General features: G+C 39.6%; 26 protein-coding genes. 10 read left to right on the forward strand and 16 right to left on the reverse strand.

Translation table 11 applies throughout. The features are described from left to right. The coding region (locus MRT15_RS04925; RefSeq protein WP_304328479.1) for a pyridoxal-phosphate dependent enzyme at positions 1–490 on the forward strand (490 nt) is incomplete at its 5' end. On the opposite strand, the gene MRT15_RS04930 is transcribed toward MRT15_RS04925, so the two are convergent. Next, complete coding sequence (locus MRT15_RS04930; RefSeq protein ID WP_304328481.1) at positions 474–1,250, reverse strand: HD domain-containing protein; 777 nt, start codon at positions 1,248–1,250, stop codon at positions 474–476. The two genes, MRT15_RS04925 and MRT15_RS04930, sit on opposite strands and share 17 nt — an antisense overlap. Before the next feature lie 59 nt (positions 1,251–1,309). On the opposite strand from MRT15_RS04930, the gene MRT15_RS04935 reads away from it, so the two are divergent. Continuing rightward, complete coding sequence (locus tag MRT15_RS04935; protein WP_304328483.1) at positions 1,310–1,780, forward strand: HIT domain-containing protein; 471 nt, start codon at positions 1,310–1,312, stop codon at positions 1,778–1,780. A 10-nt stretch (positions 1,781–1,790) separates the two neighbouring features. On the opposite strand, the gene MRT15_RS04940 is transcribed toward MRT15_RS04935, so the two are convergent. Both MRT15_RS04940 and MRT15_RS04945 read right to left on the reverse strand, forming a co-directional pair. After that, a complete protein-coding gene (locus MRT15_RS04940) occupies positions 1,791–2,279 on the reverse strand; it encodes an adenosine-specific kinase (RefSeq protein ID WP_304328484.1) in 489 nt (162 codons plus the stop codon). 37 nt (positions 2,280–2,316) lie between these two features. Beyond that, positions 2,317–2,718 (reverse strand): co-chaperone YbbN, encoded by a 402-nt coding sequence (locus MRT15_RS04945; RefSeq protein ID WP_304328486.1) that lies wholly within the window; start codon positions 2,716–2,718, stop codon positions 2,317–2,319. A gap of 131 nt (positions 2,719–2,849) precedes the next feature. On the opposite strand from MRT15_RS04945, the gene MRT15_RS04950 reads away from it, so the two are divergent. Next, positions 2,850–4,220, forward strand: a complete 1,371-nt coding sequence (locus MRT15_RS04950; RefSeq protein WP_369684950.1) for an NADP-dependent malic enzyme — start codon at positions 2,850–2,852, stop codon at positions 4,218–4,220. 43 nt (positions 4,221–4,263) lie between these two features. Here MRT15_RS04950 and gltA read toward each other — a convergent pair whose 3' ends face one another. Both gltA and MRT15_RS04960 read right to left on the reverse strand, forming a co-directional pair. Next, positions 4,264–5,658 carry an NADPH-dependent glutamate synthase gene (gene gltA / locus MRT15_RS04955; protein WP_304328490.1) on the reverse strand — a complete coding sequence of 465 codons (1,395 nt, stop codon included), beginning with the start codon at positions 5,656–5,658 and terminating at the stop codon, positions 4,264–4,266. A gap of 4 nt (positions 5,659–5,662) precedes the next feature. Further along, positions 5,663–6,502: a sulfide/dihydroorotate dehydrogenase-like FAD/NAD-binding protein gene (locus MRT15_RS04960; RefSeq protein ID WP_304328492.1), complete on the reverse strand. Its 840-nt coding sequence runs from the start codon at positions 6,500–6,502 to the stop codon at positions 5,663–5,665. Positions 6,503–6,625: 123 nt separating this feature from the next. Here MRT15_RS04960 and MRT15_RS04965 point away from each other — a divergent pair, with 123 nt between their 5' ends. Beyond that, entirely contained in the window at positions 6,626–6,964 is a 339-nt protein-coding gene (locus tag MRT15_RS04965; RefSeq protein WP_304328493.1) for an arcadin 1, read from the forward strand. Between the two features lie 4 nt (positions 6,965–6,968). Here MRT15_RS04965 and MRT15_RS04970 read toward each other — a convergent pair whose 3' ends face one another. From MRT15_RS04970 to MRT15_RS04985, 4 genes are all read right to left on the reverse strand, one after another. Then, on the reverse strand, positions 6,969–7,400 hold the full coding sequence (locus MRT15_RS04970) for a DUF2153 family protein (protein WP_304328495.1): 432 nt from the start codon (positions 7,398–7,400) through the stop codon (positions 6,969–6,971). A gap of 21 nt (positions 7,401–7,421) precedes the next feature. Continuing rightward, positions 7,422–7,718 (reverse strand): hypothetical protein, encoded by a 297-nt coding sequence (locus tag MRT15_RS04975; protein ID WP_304328497.1) that lies wholly within the window; start codon positions 7,716–7,718, stop codon positions 7,422–7,424. A 27-nt stretch (positions 7,719–7,745) separates the two neighbouring features. After that, positions 7,746–8,132 carry a hypothetical protein gene (locus MRT15_RS04980; protein WP_304328499.1) on the reverse strand — a complete coding sequence of 129 codons (387 nt, stop codon included), beginning with the start codon at positions 8,130–8,132 and terminating at the stop codon, positions 7,746–7,748. Positions 8,133–8,247: 115 nt separating this feature from the next. Beyond that, positions 8,248–8,664 (reverse strand): hypothetical protein, encoded by a 417-nt coding sequence (locus MRT15_RS04985; RefSeq protein ID WP_304328500.1) that lies wholly within the window; start codon positions 8,662–8,664, stop codon positions 8,248–8,250. A 58-nt stretch (positions 8,665–8,722) separates the two neighbouring features. Here MRT15_RS04985 and MRT15_RS04990 point away from each other — a divergent pair, with 58 nt between their 5' ends. After that, positions 8,723–9,244 (forward strand): methyltransferase domain-containing protein, encoded by a 522-nt coding sequence (locus MRT15_RS04990; protein ID WP_304328502.1) that lies wholly within the window; start codon positions 8,723–8,725, stop codon positions 9,242–9,244. A gap of 12 nt (positions 9,245–9,256) precedes the next feature. Here the strand turns inward: MRT15_RS04990 and MRT15_RS04995 are convergent, their stop codons facing one another. Genes MRT15_RS04995 through MRT15_RS05005 form a run of 3 tightly spaced genes read right to left on the reverse strand, consistent with a single transcriptional unit; the run spans position 9,257 to position 10,128 of the window. Next, on the reverse strand, positions 9,257–9,661 hold the full coding sequence (locus MRT15_RS04995) for a zinc finger HIT domain-containing protein (protein WP_304328504.1): 405 nt from the start codon (positions 9,659–9,661) through the stop codon (positions 9,257–9,259). Further along, a complete protein-coding gene (locus MRT15_RS05000) occupies positions 9,655–9,903 on the reverse strand; it encodes a DUF131 domain-containing protein (RefSeq protein ID WP_304328506.1) in 249 nt (82 codons plus the stop codon). The genes MRT15_RS04995 and MRT15_RS05000 overlap by 7 nt, the downstream gene beginning before the upstream one ends. Before the next feature lie 24 nt (positions 9,904–9,927). Beyond that, positions 9,928–10,128 (reverse strand): hypothetical protein, encoded by a 201-nt coding sequence (locus tag MRT15_RS05005; protein ID WP_304328508.1) that lies wholly within the window; start codon positions 10,126–10,128, stop codon positions 9,928–9,930. A 105-nt stretch (positions 10,129–10,233) separates the two neighbouring features. Between MRT15_RS05005 and MRT15_RS05010 the strand changes: the two genes are divergently transcribed. The 3 genes from MRT15_RS05010 (at position 10,234) to MRT15_RS05020 (ending at position 11,670) form a co-directional block, all read left to right on the forward strand. Continuing rightward, a complete protein-coding gene (locus tag MRT15_RS05010; protein ID WP_304328510.1) occupies positions 10,234–10,551 on the forward strand; it encodes a DNA-directed RNA polymerase subunit K in 318 nt (105 codons plus the stop codon). 7 nt (positions 10,552–10,558) lie between these two features. Continuing rightward, positions 10,559–10,969 (forward strand): adenosylmethionine decarboxylase, encoded by a 411-nt coding sequence (gene speD / locus MRT15_RS05015; RefSeq protein ID WP_304328512.1) that lies wholly within the window; start codon positions 10,559–10,561, stop codon positions 10,967–10,969. Between the two features lie 77 nt (positions 10,970–11,046). After that, positions 11,047–11,670, forward strand: a complete 624-nt coding sequence (locus tag MRT15_RS05020) for a pyroglutamyl-peptidase I (RefSeq protein ID WP_304328514.1) — start codon at positions 11,047–11,049, stop codon at positions 11,668–11,670. Here MRT15_RS05020 and rimI read toward each other — a convergent pair. Continuing rightward, on the reverse strand, positions 11,665–12,114 hold the full coding sequence (rimI, locus tag MRT15_RS05025; protein WP_369684951.1) for a ribosomal protein S18-alanine N-acetyltransferase: 450 nt from the start codon (positions 12,112–12,114) through the stop codon (positions 11,665–11,667). The genes MRT15_RS05020 and rimI overlap by 6 nt on opposite strands. Positions 12,115–12,214: 100 nt before the next feature. On the opposite strand from rimI, the gene MRT15_RS05030 reads away from it, so the two are divergent. Next, positions 12,215–13,282 (forward strand): site-2 protease family protein, encoded by a 1,068-nt coding sequence (locus MRT15_RS05030; protein WP_304328518.1) that lies wholly within the window; start codon positions 12,215–12,217, stop codon positions 13,280–13,282. A 65-nt stretch (positions 13,283–13,347) separates the two neighbouring features. Then, positions 13,348–13,977: an orotate phosphoribosyltransferase gene (pyrE, locus tag MRT15_RS05035; RefSeq protein WP_304328520.1), complete on the forward strand. Its 630-nt coding sequence runs from the start codon at positions 13,348–13,350 to the stop codon at positions 13,975–13,977. Here pyrE and MRT15_RS05040 read toward each other — a convergent pair. The 3 genes from MRT15_RS05040 to MRT15_RS05050 all read right to left on the reverse strand — a co-directional run. Beyond that, positions 13,974–14,525, reverse strand: a complete 552-nt coding sequence (locus MRT15_RS05040; protein ID WP_304328521.1) for a TATA-box-binding protein — start codon at positions 14,523–14,525, stop codon at positions 13,974–13,976. The genes pyrE and MRT15_RS05040 overlap by 4 nt on opposite strands. 57 nt (positions 14,526–14,582) lie before the next feature. Further along, positions 14,583–15,104: a signal peptidase I gene (locus MRT15_RS05045; protein WP_304328523.1), complete on the reverse strand. Its 522-nt coding sequence runs from the start codon at positions 15,102–15,104 to the stop codon at positions 14,583–14,585. Further along, positions 15,105–17,275, reverse strand: a 2,171-nt coding sequence (locus MRT15_RS05050; protein ID WP_304328525.1) for an FtsX-like permease family protein, incomplete at its 5' end; no start/stop codon positions are given.

Genomic DNA, 17,275 nt, shown 5'->3' on the forward strand with positions numbered 1-17,275 from the left:
TGTTATTGGGCTTTGGAAGGGGTTTAATGAGCTCATCGAGCTTGGATGGATTGAGAGGGCTCCAAGGCTCATTCTAGTTCAATCCACCGGATGCATGCCTCTTGTTAAGGCTTTCATGGATGGCGCCCCTGAAGTTTCTGAGGCTTGGCAAAACGCCAATACCATTGCATCTGGACTTAGAGTTCCAAAACCATATGCAAGCTACCTAATTTTGAGGGCTATTAGGGATAGTGGTGGCTTCGCATTGGCTGTGGGTGATGATGAGATAATTGAATCCATGAAGATTCTAGCTAGACGTGGATTCTTCATTTGCCCTGAAGCTGCAGCTTCCCATGCTGCTTTGAAGCATATTGCCAATGAAGGGCTCTTCGACCCCTCTGATAGGATTCTACTATACTTTACTGGTAGTGGTTTGAAGTACCTAGACCTATATGACTTGGACGTTTCGAAGCTTCCATTACTCCCCAGGGATGCTAGCTCCCTCCCATAATAACCCTTCCATTCATGTCCAGTGCTGTTAGTTCAATTAAGTCTCCAATTCCAGATGTAGCTATCTTCTTCATTAGAACGTTTTGAACTTGGAATATTCCAGCTGGATTTTCCATGTAAACCCTTATCTTTAATGGTTTTGACCCCCCCTCGCTTACTTCAACCCTCTTTATTGCCAGTGCTGATAGTGCATGTATATCCCTCTTTCCCAAATCGTATGGTATTCTAGCCCTACCCTCAGCCATGTCTAGTCCATCTGCAACTTTAACTACGCCAGCTTCAAGGCTTAAGCATTGTATTTCATCATCGCTTGAGTATATGCAATGTAATACTTCACATTTAACTTTAACTCTATCTTCAATTCTACCATAAACCTTTCCAAGTATTCTGTTTAGTGGTGCGTCGGCTATGTAGCATCCATGTTGTGGGTGTTGTATTCTATGTATGGAGTTTCCAATATCATGTAGGTATGCGCCAAGCAATACCACTATCTCCGCATCTTCCATTTCCATTCCATGATCTGAGATCATGTTTGGCTTCCTATACTTCCCAATTATCCTCAGTATTTCCAGTGCGGTTCCCGAGGTTATTCTTGAGTGTACTGGTCCATGATCATTATACCTCATCCTACTCACAGCCATTATATTTGACATCTTCAGTAGTGTTTGTATTTCCAAATCCTCTTCAAGCATTCTATAAACCATTTGAAGTCTTCCACCAGTGATATTCTTCCTTATTAGGTTTTGATTTACTTCCACCATCACCATTCACAAATTAATTTATAGCCTTCATTGATAATATATGTTGATTGGTGGAGTGTTTGAGGAATCTTTGGGCTCCTTGGAGGATGGTGTATATTTCCGCACCAAAGAATGTTGAATGTTTCCTATGTTCATATGCTAAATCCAATCGTGATGATGAATTATTCATTTTGAAGCGTGGTAAATATTCATTTATAGTTTTGAATGCTTACCCATATAATAATGGTCATTTGATGATTGCACCATATAGGCATATCATATACCCAAATGATTTGACTGTTGAGGAGTCTATGGAGATTATGGATTTCATATCCCTATCCATTGATGTTTTGAAGAGGGCTTTATCTCCAGATGGATTTAATATTGGCGTTAATATTGGTAGGGCTGCTGGTGCTGGTGTTGAGCATTTACATTTCCATGTTGTTCCAAGATGGTTTGGTGATACAAATTTCATGCCAATCCTATCTGAAACTAAGGTTATATCGCAACATATTAGGAGTACCTTTGAGGTTTTGAAGAAGTTCCTCTAAAACTTCGCATTTACCTCTTATACCCTATCTTCCTTAGGAATTGCTTCCTCTCTTCAATCTCCCTATCCCCCTCAACACCCTTACTTTTGGCTCCATCCACAACTCCAAGTATTGCCCTCCCCTGCTCAGTTTCACCAATTATCACTTGAACTGGGTTTGCTGTGGCACAATATATGTTTACAACTTCCGGTACAGCTTTAACCCTATCTAGAACGTTTATTGGGTATGCATTTCTCATGACTATTATGAAGCAGTGTCCAGCTGAAAGTTTCAATGCATTTTCTATTGCCACCTTCCTAAGCTCCTCATCATTCCCATCATGTCTAATTAGGCATGGACCTGAGGATTCGCAGAATGCCAATCCAAATTTAACGTTTGGTGTTGAATTCATCATTGCTTCATATAAGTCTTCAACAGTCTTTATGAAGTGGCTTTGACCAAGTATTATATTGCATCCTTCAGGTACAATTAAATTCACAACTTCCAACTTCAACTGCATATTCAACTCCAAAAATATTATTTATTTGGAAGAATATTTATAGGTACTTCTCTATTTTACTCATCAACTCTTCTTCCGTCACTAATCCAACTATTGTTTCCACAGGTTCACCTTTTATGAATATTATTGTTGTTGGAACGGCATATATCCTATACTTGTCCGCCAATTCTGGGTTTCTATCCACATTAACCCTTCCAAAACATGCTTTCCCCTTAAGCTTCTCAGCTACAGCCTTGAATATCCTACTGTATATTTGGCATGGTCCACACCATTGAGCCCAGAAATCCACAACCAAGATTCCACATTTACTTAGAGCATCCCTTAAACTGTCTTTGTCAAACTCCACTTCAGCTTCCACCTCCCCCTCCCCTTTTCCACGCTTCATAATTTCCCTAATCTTCTTCTCAATTATCCTATTTAGCTCCTCATCTTCACTCATTCACATACCCCCAAAAGTTGTTTTAACTATTATATTTCAAGGGTAATATATTTTATCATTTTACTAGTGTATGGAAAAGTTTAAAGATACATTTACCCTACGTGTTTATTGAGGTGTATTTTGTGGTTGAGGTGGATGTTAAGAAGCTTTTGGAGAGGGCTCAGAAACCTTCACTTATAGCGCCGCAACTACATAAGTTCTATGAGGGTAAACTTCAAGTTATGCCTAAAGTTCCAGTTAGAACCCTAGATGACTTCTCCATATGGTATACGCCTGGAGTTGCAGCTGCATGTAGGAAGATTCAGGAGAATCCAGACCTATACAGCTTCGAGTATACTAATAGGTGGAATTATGTGGCTGTGGTTAGTGATGGAACTAGGGTTTTGGGTTTAGGTGATATTGGCCCATCAGCTGCAATGCCAGTGATGGAGGGTAAAGCTTTACTATTCAAGTATCTTGGTGGGGTTGATGCATTCCCACTATGCGTTAACACTAAGGATCCAGATAAGCTAATAGAATTCCTGCAATTAATAGAGCCATCCTTCGGCGGGATAAATTTGGAGGATATTGAGAAGCCTAAATGCTTCTATGTTTTGGAGAAGGCTAGGGAGAAGCTCAACATACCAGTATGGCATGATGATCAGCAGGGGACAGCCACAGTAGTCCTAGCTGCAGTCATTAATGCTTTGAAGCTTGTGGGTAAGAAGCTTAGTGAAGTGAAGATAGCTATGATAGGTGCAGGTGCAGCCAACATTAAAACTGCAGATGTCCTTGAACTTGCAGGTGCTAAACCTGGAAACATAATACTTGTGGATAGTAAGGGGATATTGAATCAGAGTAGGAAGGATATATTGGAGAAGGAGAATGATCCATGGAAGTGGAAGTGGGCTTTGAAGAGTAATGCTGAAGGGCTTAGTGGAGGTATACCTGAAGCTTTGAAGGGGGCTGATGTATGTATAGCTATGAGTAGACCTGGACCTGGAGTTATTAAGAAGGAGTGGATTAGGGGGATGGCCAATGACGCCATAGTACTGGCTTGTGCAAACCCAATTCCAGAGATATGGCCTTGGGAAGCTAAGGAGGCTGGAGCTAGAATTGTCGGTACAGGTAGATCAGACTTCCCAAATCAAGTTAACAATTCACTTGGATTCCCAGCAATATTTAGAGGTGTCTTGGATGTTAAGGCTAGAACTGTGACTGATGAGATGTGTGTGGCAGCTGCACATGCATTGGCAAGTTATGCTGAGAGGAAGGGGCTCCATGAAGATTACATTCTACCAACCATGGAGGATTGGGAAGTTTATGTTGAGGAGGCTGTGGCATGTGCTTTGAAGTCCATTGAGCAAGGTGTGGCTAGGGTTAAGTTGAGTAGGAATGAGCTTTGGGAGAGGGCTTCAAGAATAATTAGTGAAGCTAGAAGGTCTCTTGAAGCTTTATGGAAGGCTGGCTTAATTAGACCTCCACCCAGTGAGGAAGAGCTTTTAAGTATGAAGCCATTCTAGAAGGTTTACTTCAACCCCCATTTTTAATTTAAAATTTTATTTTTTATATTCTTCCTTCCCTTATATCTTGGTGTATTGTTGTGGAGGCTATTCTACCTGTACCTATAGCTTCCGCCACTGTAGCTTCCCCGAGGATTATGTCTCCAGCAGCGTATACTCCATTCATGCTTGTTCTACAATGTTTATCCACTATTATGCATCCCTCTTCATTCACCTTTATCTCTGGTGTTGTGTTTTGTATTAGTGGGTTTGGGCGGTATCCTACGGCTATTATCACTGTATCCGCTTTAAATATGAATTCAGAACCCTTTATTGGTATTGGTCTCCTCCTACCGCTGGCATCAGGTTCTCCAAGCTGCATTTTTAGGCATTCCATCCCCGTAACTCTTCCATCTTTATCTCCAATGAATCTTATTGGTTGTGTGAGTAATTGCAGTTTTACCCCCTCCTCCTTTGCATTTATCAACTCCTTCTTCCATGCAGGCATCTCTTCTTCACTCCTCCTATAAACTATGTATACTTCTTTAGCTCCAAGTCTAATTGCAGTTCTAGCGGCATCCATTGCCACATTCCCCCCACCTACAACTGCAACTATATCTCCAACCTTTATGGGTGTATCATATTTTGGGAATAGGTATGCTTTCATCAAGTTTGTTCTTATGAGGATTTCGTTGGCTGTATATATGTTTACTAGATTTTCTCCGGGTATGTTTAGGAATCTGGGCATCCCCAAACCTATTCCAAGGAATATTGCTCTATAACCATTTTGGAATAATTCTTTAATCGTGTAAGTTCTTCCAATAACTACATTTGTCTGTATGTCTACCCCCAAATGCTTTAAATGATCTATCTCGCATTCCACAACCTTCTTTGGCAATTTGAATTCAGGTATCCCATATATCAGCAATCCACCTGGCTTTTGTAGTGCTTCAAATATTGTTACTTCATATCCAAGTTTAGCTAGGTTTGCAGCCACAGTTATACCTGAAGGTCCAGACCCTACCACTGCCACCCTTATATTGTTTGATGGGGCTTTCGTTATCTCCTCTTTTATTACACCTTCCCTCATAGCCCAATCTGCCACAAATCTTTCTAGAGCTCCTATGGCTATTGGTTCTCCAACCCTTTGTAATGTGCATTTTGCTTCGCATCGCACTTCTTGCGGGCAAACCCTCCCAGTTATTGCTGGTATGGGATTCTTCTCCTTTATGATCTTATATGCTGATAGGAAGTCTCTTTCAGCTATTTTCTTTATGAATTTTGGTATCTCCGTGTTTAATGGGCAGCCTTCCATACATGGATGATTTGGGCATTGTAGACATCTCTTAGCTTCTTCAATTGCCTGCTCTTCTGTTAATCCAAGCATAACTTCATTGAAGCTTTTAATTCTCTCCTCCACTGGAAGCTTTCTCATTTCAACCCTCTTCTTAACTGGCATATCCTCACCCTCTCCCCTCAAGGAACCTTTTTAATGCCATTTGCTCTTCAGTTTTATATGCATTTAACCTCATCATTAGCACATCGAAATTCACTTGATGTGCATCGAATTCCGGTCCTTCAATGCATGTAAATCTAGTTTTCCCAGCAACTTCCACTCTACATGCTCCACACATTCCCATTCCACATATCATTATTGGGTTTAAACTTGCAATAGTCTTTATATGGTATGGCTTAGTTACTTCTGTACACATTTTCATAGTCATTGCAGAGCCGACAATTACAATTCTATCAATTTTCAATCCACTTTCAAGGATATCCCTCAACTCATCTGATACAAGCCCCCTCCTCCCCTCCGAACCATCATCCGTCGTTATTCTTAGTTCATCGCTAACCCCCCTCATTTCCTCCATATATATCAGTAGCTCTTTGCTTTTAGCACCAATTATCGATATAACCTTGTTTCCAGCCTTCTTCAGTTCTCTAGCTACTGGATATATTGCAGATATTCTTACACCCTCACCCACACATATCACTGTTCCGAATAGGCTTATTTCTGAGGGGTTTCCAAGAGGCCCTACAACATCCATTATCAAATCTCCAATTCCAAGCTTTCCAAGTTTATATGTTGATACCCCCACCTCTTGGAATACTATTTTCAATGTCCCCCTCCCCCCATCCCAATCCACCACGTTGAGTGGTATCCTCTCCCCCTCTTCGCAAACCCTTACAACTATGAATTGTCCAGCCTTAACCTTCGAAGCTATATTTGGATTATAAATCACCATCTCCTTTATTCCAGGTGCAAGTTCCCTCTTATCCAATATCTGGTTCATCTTAATCATTCGCCATTCACCATGCATAATTTGTTTCACTTAAACGTTTCCAGTAATGTATATTAAATTTTCCATGGTATAGTTAGCAAACCACTTATATACTTGTGCCACACTATATGTTTGGGGATTGTTTTGGAAGTTAAGTTTAAGGCTTCTGTGGCTGGGAAGAATGTTGTTAGAGCTCCTAATGGTGAGAAGATGTTTAGGATTGATTTAGTGGAGGAGCAGGAGTCGCCTCCACCAGTATTCTATTCTTCTCAGGATTCTGATTTGGCTAAGGATGTTCTTCCAATTATGCAGCAGGTTTTGAGGATGATGCCAATTCCACTATCAACATCTTTTCAGCTTCCACGTTTAACTATATGGCTTACTGAGGATGAGTGGGATAGACTTGAGCCTAAACCTGAGTTGGGTGATATTTTAACAGTCATTATTTCTGGTGGTGAAATTAGGATTTCTAGGGAGAATTAGTGATTTACCTCATATATGTTAGCCTCTGCCTCTGCTCCTCCTCTTCCTCCCCCTCTTCCAATGGTATTGGCGGTATGATTTTACCTTGTTCTAAAACCTTCTTTAAATGTTCCCCGTATTTCGCGGTGTGTTGTATGTCGAATTCAGTTAGCTCTTTCATTATTGCCCAAAGTTTCTCTTGAACTTCCTTTATCATTTCAGGTGGCATTAGCCCTATTATTAGTGGGTTTTGAAGCCATGCATCAAACCCCTTTATCGTTCTGGATATCTGTGCACATGCTGCCCTTGAGGCTATTACCAGTGATAGTCTATCTGCATTTTCAAGTTCCTTTTCACTTTTACTTACATATTCTAGGAACTTCTTTTGTGCATCAACCCAGGATTCTATGTTTTGTATTATTGCGGGTTTACCCCTATACATTCTCCACTTCCTCAACTCACTAATAGTGTTAGCCCCCTATATATGTGTTTGTTTACGCATTAATTTCATAATCCCCCTTAAACTCATTAAATTATTTAATGCTTCAACATCCCCCTTGTAAATGTTTTTTGAAATCCTCTTTGAAACTTCCCTTGGAATCCCGTATTCTTCAAGTTTTCTACTTAGCTTCCACTCATATATTCTTGTTTTAAATTTTATTTTCAATTTTGCTTCATAGAGTTCCATAAACATTATCGTTACGTTTAACATCAACTTTATTATCATGTATACTAGTGTTAATGTTATTCCAATTTTTGTTAGGATTTTATTCATAATTCATTACTCCACACATTCTTCGCGTTAACTTTTCTCAGTTCCCTCTGCTCCTCCCCTCTTCTCCTTTGATTCTTCCAATCTCCTCTTCCTCAATTCTTCTAATTCTTCTCTCAAACCTCTACCTCCACTGAATCTTGATATTAGTTCTCCGAGTATCTTCATTGGTGTTTGTGCTTCCCTTGCGTATGCTTCTGTGAGTTTTATTGCCACATCATCTGGTATTCCACTTTCCTTCAACTTCTTGTAGTATTCTCCAACGCTTTTACCAAGTTTTTCACCTATATCTGCTGCGTATAGTGTTGATATTAATTCGTTTAGTATTTTTGGGAGTTTATCTATGAATTCTGATATTACGTTTAAGACTTCCCTCAATTCAGCCACATCTTTAGATACTTCCCCCTCCTTAGCCAATTATTTCACCTCCAAATACATTTCCAATGTTTAATGTGATTAAGTTTTCCATGCTGGATTGATCGTTTTCTAATATTTTATTGGACTTTTCCCATGTTATTCTAGGTTTATTTTCTCAAGATTCCGTTTTGTAGTGGTAGAGCTTCTCCCTACCCCTAGCTTCCTCAGTTACAATACCTATTTCCATAAGCTTCTTTAGCTTTTGGGTTACTGTGAGTCTTGAAGCTTTCCCCCTCCTCCTCTTTAGCTCCATGGTTATTTGTGTTATATTCAATGGACCCATATAAGCTAGGATTCTCAGTATTTCCTTTGATATATTGTCCATTTTCATGTTTCTAATCATCCTCTCAAAGCTTATTATCCTCTTGTATTCTGATGTTGCAGTTTTGTATGTTTCTATTCCACCTTCCAGAATTGTGAATATCCCTCCACCAATCCCCAAAACCCTCTTTATCGTTTCAATCTCCCTAGATAAGTATTCCAGTAAGTATTCTATTCGCTCCAATTTCTCCATTAAATCTCTTTTAACCATTTAACTTTCATTAAATCCTTTTGAGTAATCTACATTTAAGGGTTTACGTGTAACTTCCATGTGGATTATCTTTATATCCCACATATTCTTACTTTATGTTTTGGTGGTTTGGACGTATCATTATGATGTCCCCTTCGTTTCAACCCCTGAGAATGTGGTTAGGAGGATGCTTCAGCTCTGTAATGTTAAGCCTGATGAACTTGTCTATGATCTTGGTGCAGGGGATGGTAGGATACTTTTCATTGCTGCTAAGGAGTTTAAGGCTAGGGCTGTGGGTATTGAGATTAGGCCTCAACTTGTTAAGCAGATTGAGGATAGGATTATTGCTGAGAATCTTCAAGGTAGGGTTAGGGTTATTCATGGAAACTTCTTCGATGTTAATATAAGTGATGCTGATGTTGTTACATTATACCTATTGACAAGTGTTAATGAACGTTTAAGACCTAAGCTTGAGAGGGAGCTTAGACCTGGAACTAGGGTTGTATCACATGATTTTGAGATTCCAGGGTGGAGGCCTGTTAAGGTTGAAGTTATTCATGATGAGTGGAGCAGTCATAAAATCTACTTATATTATAGGTGAATTTCCATTTTTTTATGTAAGTATTTTCCTAGTCAAGTACATCCATATTACAATTATAATTATCATTGCAATCATCATGAGTAATGTGAATAGTATTGCCGTTGCCCCCTCCAATTTCTGGAAGAATATTATTGGTATGAATGGGAATATTATTATCCCTCCAAAAGCCCCTCCAATCATTATTTGCGATAGCATTATTAGAATTATTCCAATTAGGATTACTATGAATCCTATTGTGAATGTCTTCATTAATGTGTCAGCCATCCTCCACCCCTCAACGTATGTGGGATAGCTTTTACCCATGCATTCCCTACACATCCAGAATTGTGTGTTGAAGCATTCTCCGCATACTCTCCTCCCACATTTACTGCAAACATATTTTGCATCCCCAATTCCACATATTTCGCATTTCACCATAATTTCACCCATAACATCATGAGTGCTATTATGAATACCATCATTATTATCGTCACTATCAGCATTGCCTTAATAACCCTGCTACTTGTCCCAATTACTATTGGGATTGGGCCTATTAGCACCACTCCTCCCTCCACTTCCCCACCCCTCCCCCTTAAGATCGTCAGCATCATTCCAATCACTATTATGATTATACCCAACATTATTAGTGCTATTCCAGCATAGTATAGTTCTGGCATCATCAAATCATAAGATGATTTGTGGGGTTATATTTGTTTCCTCCTCTTTGAAATGATTATGTATATGCATGATGCTATGGCCACTATGGTTGCTACATGTATTACTAGGGTTTCGAAGGATATTTCAAATACTGGTTTTCCAATAATTCTGAGGGTTATGAGCGTCATTGATATTACAATTAGAATTATTGTTGAGATTACGATTTCCCAGTCATCCCCCCAACCCATATCTATATCACACAATCTCGCTGAATCCATTTTTTTAGAGGAAATAAATAAATATTAATATACTTCAAAACTATTTTTAATTCTTTGATTTGCTTGGGGTGTGGTGTGGCGTTGTTTTCTGTTTGCGATTCTCAACCGTCTTTCAGTGATGTTCAAAGCTCTACCCCAAAGATATTTGTGGGCCCCCCAAGGTTGACTTCATATGAGAAGGCTAGGATCATTGGGGCTAGGGCTTTACAGATAGCTTTGGGGGCTCCAATACTCATAAATGTTGAGGGTGGGAAGTTTTCATCAATAGATATTGCAATAATGGAGTTGGAGAGGGGGGTTTTACCGCTAACTATTAGGAGGGTTAAGCCTGATGGGTCTTGGCAGGATATCCCATTATCATGGCTTATGGGTGGCAAAAATAAAAAGGTTTAAATATTAAATGTGTATTGCACTTTTATCTGAAGATAGGGAAATGGTGGAAAAGGCTAAGGTGATAGTTGGGAAGCATGTCTACGGCAATCTATACGATTGCGATGTCAATGTTCTATCTGATGAGAAGTTTTTGAGGGATGTGGCTGTTGAAGCTGCGAAGATGGCGAATATGACTGTTTGGGATGTTAAGTCTTGGAAGTTTGGTGGAGAGAAGGGTGGAGTTTCAGTTATAGTTTTGGTTGTGGAAAGCCATATAGCCATACATACTTGGACTGAATACTCCTATGCAACACTAGATGTTTACACTTGTGGTGAGAAGAGTGATCCGGAAGTTGCATTCAATTATATTGCTTCAAAATTGAAGCCTAAGTATGTTAAGAAGTATTATGCTGATAGAAGTTCAATATCCGCTGATTAACCAGTGAAGCAGAATCATCTTAATGGAAACTTTTTTCTATTTTACCCCCTCCACATTTATGTTTGGGTTTGATGGTTATGGTTGTATTGGTAACTGGGTTTGAGCCTTATGGTAAGGAGAATTATAATCCATCTGGTGAGATAGCTAAGGTTATGGATGGATTGAAGATTATGGGTGAAGATGTTGTGGGCGTGGTTCTTCCAGTATCATATGTTAGGGTTAAGGGTTTATTGGAAGGTTATGTTTCGAGGTTTAAGCCTAGGGTTTTGCTCAGTTTAGGACTTGCACCAAGATCATCATTTATACGTGTGGAGAGGGTTGCATTGAACGTTATGGATTCAGGTCCAGATAATGATGGTTTCAATCCTGTGGATGAACCCATAATTCCAGGGGGGCCTGCGGCATACTTCTCAACCCTCCCCATTAAGGCTATTGTTAAGCGTCTCTTGGAATCTGGGATTCCGGCTGCAGTATCCAATAGTGCGGGGACATATCTATGTAATTGTGTTATGTATCTTGGGCTTCATTTCATGAAAATTTTCGAAGTTGATGGTAGGGCAGGGTTTATGCATATTCCATATACCTTGGAGCAAGCTGCTGGTAAGGTTATTGGTGATGTTAGGGGTGAACCTCCACCATCCATGGCTTTCAATGAGGTTCTTAGAGCTGTTAGATTGGCTTTGGAAGTTTCATTATCATAGTGGTCTAGCCATTACGTATGCATCTTCTCCATCAGCATAGTATCCATGAATCCTATTCACTATTACATAGTTTAGTTTCTCATATAGGTGTATGGCTGGATAATTGCTAACCCTAACTTCCAAATATACTTCTGTAGCTCCATACTCCTTCAATGCCTCCATCCCCTTAACCATTAAGTTGTATCCTATCCCCATCCTCCTATACTCTGGTAGTACTGCTATGGATATTACATGCCCCTTCTTTGTCAATGTGAATTTGAAGTTTGAAATTCCATGCTCCACCCTACACATTATGTATCCCACAACCCTCCCCTCAACTTCAGCCACAAGGAATGCTTTTGGAAACTTCTTGTAGTGTTGTATGAAGAAGGATTGCGTGTAGTTTTCTGGTAGGCACTTCAAATTTATATCCATGACCACTGGTATATCTTTCAATTCAACCATCCTTATGGTGTACTTTGCTTTAGACAATAGTATTCCCTAAGACCAATTTATTATGGAAATATTTTTAGGTTTTACTGTTCATGATTGTAGTTGGTAGTTTATGGCAGAATCCATGGTTGATGTAACTTCCATTGAAGCTCTAGTTAGGAGGTTTTTCAACGTTGAAGATTTCTCTATACAATTCGGGGTTCCCACATTCATAATATCTCCAACCCCAGATCTTAAGTTGAAGTTTAAATCTCTATATGATTGCATGAAGGGTTCCGGATACCTTCCAATATTGAGGAAGCATGATGGTAAAATCTTCCTTAGAGTGTTCAGGTTTGAGGGTGGGTTTGGTGGGAGCAATAGAATTGCCGCCATAGTATTGTTTTTGGCAACTCTAGCCACCATAACCTACAGTGGATACCTACAAGTTACAAGCTTATCATTTGATATTGTGGATCCGAAGCGCAATGTACCTCTAAACATAGCTCTATATGTCTTATGCCTTTTAGCTGTAGCTGGACTTCATGAGTTTGGACATAAAATTGCATCTAAGGTACATGATGTTGAGACAAGCTTCCCATACTTCATTCCAGGACCCCCTGAGATAGGTGGAACTATGGGGGCGATAATAGTTCAGAGGTCTCCCATGGTTAATAGGGATCAGCTTTTCGATGTTGGTTTAAGCGGCCCCCTAATTGGTTTCTCGGCTGCAGTGCTTGTATCGATTCTTGGGCTTAGATTATCCTACATAATTCCGAAGGGTATGATTTATGGTGTTTATATTCCCGTACCAGCCATCTTCGATTTCCTTGTTCAAGTTTTCAGGCCATCTGATTTCGCTAAGTACGATCTATTGTTGCATCCCGTTGCCTTTGCAGGTTGGATAGGTTTCCTCGTTACATTCATAAATTTGATGCCAATTTCACAGCTTGATGGTGGTCATGTTTCCAGAGCCATATTTGGTGAGAAGTATTATAAGGTTATTGCATATATTGGTGTGCTCATCCTCATGTTTTCAGGTTTCCTATTGATGGCTTTACTGGCTCTTTTCATGCAGATATATAGGGGGCATCCAGGTCCATTGGATGATGTTTCACCACTTAGTTTCAAGCGTAGGGTTTTGGGTTTAATCCTAGTTCCAGCAATAATACTTCTATGCTTCACATCCTTCTACTACTAGCCTTGAATCCATATTTTCATGGAAACCTTTAAATCCCCCTTCCATTAGAATTTTTGAGGGTTTTATTGGATTGGGCTTCTTTGAAGAGGGGTTTAGCTGAGGATATTGTTAAGAGGCTTTTCAAGCTTAATGCAATACTTTTCGGCGAATTCACATTAACTTCCGGTTTGAAGAGTCCATACTACATTGATTTGAGGGTTATCCCATCATATCCAGATGATTTCATAAGGGTTTGTGATGCATATTATGAGATTTTAGCCAATGAGGTTGGATCCTTTGATAGGATTGCAGGGGTCCCCACAGCAGGCATCCCCTTTGCAACTATGCTTGCATATAGGTTTAGGAAGCCATTGATATATGTGAGGAAGGAGGTTGAGAGGGGGCATGGTAGGGGTAGGATTGTTGAGGGGGTTTTGAATGTCAATGATAGGGTTGTAATTATAGATGATGTTGCCACAACTGGTGAGAGCCTTATGCTTACAGCTCAATCCATAATATCCATGGGTGGTAGGGTTGAGGATGCTGTGGTTTTGGTGGATAGAGAGCAGGGGGCTGAAGCCAAATTGATGAAGATGGGGATTAAGCTCCATAGCCTCATCAAGATTTCAGATGCTGCTAGAATCCTCCTCGATCACGGCTTAATTAGTGGTGAATTGTACAATAAAATATTGAGTTATGTTAGGGGGGTTGGCTAGTAGGTTAACTTCAATTCAATGAGTTTTTCTGTAACCTTCTTCACTGCTTCGTAGACTTGCTCCTCCTTCTTTGCTCCAGTGCATACCATCTTCCCAGAACTGAATAGTAGTAGCACAACTTTAGGTTCATTCAACCTGTATATCAGGCCTGGGAATTGCTCCGGCTCATACATTACGTTTTCAAGGGTTAATGCTGCCTTCTCTAGGTTTATGTTCATCTTTATATTGGCTGATGCAACTATGTTCTGTATTGTTATCTTTGGTTTTCCAACAATGTTTATCCCCTTAGCTTTAAGTGTTGCTATTATCTTCTTTATAGCCTTCTTAACATCCTTCTCCGATTTAGCCCCTGTGCATACCATCTTCCCGGAACTGAATATGAGGGTTGCAGTTTTAGGTTTATCCAATCTGAAAACTAGTCCTGGGAATTGTTCTGGATTGTAGTCCACTGATGGAATATTCTTCGTTATTGCTTCCAAGTCTATGTATTGGTTTAATATGACTGATGCAACTACGTTCTCTATTCTAACGATGGGTTTGCTACTCATCTCAAATTTGCACCATGATATATCTAGTGGAGCAATTTATATATTTTATTAATTCACCTATTTCCCTCCACTCTCTGAAATAATCTTCAATACAATTATTATTGCAATTATCACCATTGCTGGTATAAGCCATTGCCATAGGTTTAGTGATATGAGGCCTAGGTATGGTATTCTACCTATCATTACGCCAACTATATTGCTCTTGGTTAATGTGAATGGGTCTGGATATGCATTGGCATCCCCCCTCGTTTTAAAGTATATTTCATTGCCAACCTTCTGTATGCTTATTATCCTATGAACCCATGGGACTCCATTATAGTATGGTTGTGGCGGGTTGAATACTATTATGTCCCCAACCTTCAAGTCTTCTGGATTCACCCCCTTAATGATTATTACATCTCCAACTTTTAATGTTGGTTCCATGCTTCCAGAAGCCACTACGAGGAATGGTGTGGGAACGTTTAGAATGAATCCTGCAGCGTAATATATCCCTCTCGAGATTATGATTGCCAATGCTATTAGCGCTATGTATCCAATTATATCCCTCTTACTTATCCCCCTTCTATCCTTAGCCCCCATTTAGATTCCACTCCTCCACCTTATCATTATCTCCCTAATTAACTTAGCTACTTCATATGCATGTTTCTCCAAGTTTTCTCCATATGGTTGAACCATTAGTTTGATTTTAACTTCCCCTCCCTCCACATATATCTTTATGTGGTTTGTTGATCCAGAGGACCCTATGGTTCCCTGACCAATCCTATAACTGAACCTTATATTCCATCCCTCCTCCCTCCTAAGCCTCTCAACTCCAGTTGTCTCTTTGAGTTTTCTCATGGTGTATTCAATCATTGATTCCACTTCTGATTCCATTACCCTTACTGGTATCATGAATTCCCATGGTTTCTCAATGCCTTCAGGTTTGTAGTCAGCCTTCCACCTCATTAATTTTGATGGTGTAACTATTATGGAGGATTTTAATGCTGGTATGGCTCCTATGACTGCAGTTGCCCCAGCCACTATTATTGTGGCTATAGCCCAGTTTGATGAAATTTTTGGGTATACTTCTATTGTTAGGTTTAATGTTTGTGAGAGCTTGTAGAATGATAATCCAATCATGTATCCCAATCCACCTGCAATCAACCCCATTATTGCTGCTTCAAAGGCGAATATTGCTGTTATGTGACTTGGATTTAAGCCTATGGCTGAGAGTATGGTGACTTCATTCCTCCTCTCATAAACTGATGCAAGCATAACTATACCCACATTTGATATTGATATTGCTAGGGTTAACATGGCTTCAAACCCCCTTATATCCATGTAGCTCTTGTATTGCATGGTGTAAACTCTTCCAGAGGTTACGGTTTTAACTATATAGTCTCCTGATAGTGCTATGCGTTTTGATAGTGATATTGCTTCCTCGCTATCCGTGATCTTAACGTATAGTCTTGCGGGTAGTAATGTGAATGTTTTTGCATCTTCCGCTGAGACCATCACTATTTCTGATGCTTCACAATCCATGAGTTCTATTCTAACCTCCTCTCCACCTGTTATCATGACGAGTTTTCCGGGTGTGAGTGTTCTGTCATCATAATCCACTATGAATTTGAATTCATTGTTGAGTATGCCAGTTACCGTCATGGTTTTCCCACTATTAATTAGGATTATCTTCCCGCCGATATCTACGTTCAATGTTTTTGCTGCATCCATTGTTAACGCTATTTCCCCACTCTTTGATGGTAGTTTCCCCTTTAGGTTTTTGAGTATCTCCCCTATTATTGGGTCTGATGGGTTTGTGAAGGCTATTGCACCATATATGCTTAGTTTTTGTGGTGTGTATGGGTTTATTGCTACTTCTATTGGGTTTAATTTAGCTTGGCTTTCAAGTTTGAATGAGTATTCATTGCTCTTCAAATTTATTGAGTATGATTCTATGATCCCCTCACTTATGGCTGAGAATTTGCTGTATTTAAGGTCGCCAACCCCTCTATACACTATTATCCCCTCCGGCTCATTCCCCGCAATTCTTGATGATATTGTTAGGCTTTCCGATGTTGAAACTGATGTTAAGGCTATGAATCCACCTACAATGATCATTATGGATATTATTGTTAATGTGCTTCTAAGCTTCCTCCTCTTAAGATTCCTCTTTGCTATTGAAGCTATTGATGATATTAGGCTTATTAGGGATGTCCCTTCCCCCTCCCTTGTATGTCTTGGTAGTGTCATTATGGCTGTTACCGCTATGTATGAGATTGCCATGTACATGTTTAATGTATTCTGGTTTAATGCATTTATTCCAGGGTATAGTAGTTTGAATATGTATGTTAATGCCATGTATGATGCTGCTGAGGCTATTATGCTGTAAACCTCTTTATCAAAAATCACTAATCCAATTATTGTGGATGCAAATGCCAGTATGATTATTATTAGTATTGCTGAGCCTGTTGCTTCAGTATATAATTGTGCTATTCCACTGTTTATGTTTTCCATTGTTAGTATTGCTTCCCTAAGGTTTGAGTAGCATTCATCATATCTCTTAGCTTTCAGTGATACTTCTCCATTGATTATTAACCCCTCTATGTATGGGATCTTCGATCTATATATTGATAGGTAGAATCCATCTGCCTCCGCCTTCTCTATGTTCTTTACAGTTTTATTTAATGCATCCTTTACCTCGATTAGGCTTTCACTTAAACTTACATTTTGAAGTTCTATGATTAGCTTATCCCCTGCATTAAGCTTTATTG

The sequence above is a fragment of the Candidatus Culexarchaeum yellowstonense genome (genome assembly GCF_024707025.1).
In the GTDB taxonomy this organism is placed as follows: domain Archaea; phylum Thermoproteota; class Methanomethylicia; order Culexarchaeales; family Culexarchaeaceae; genus Culexarchaeum.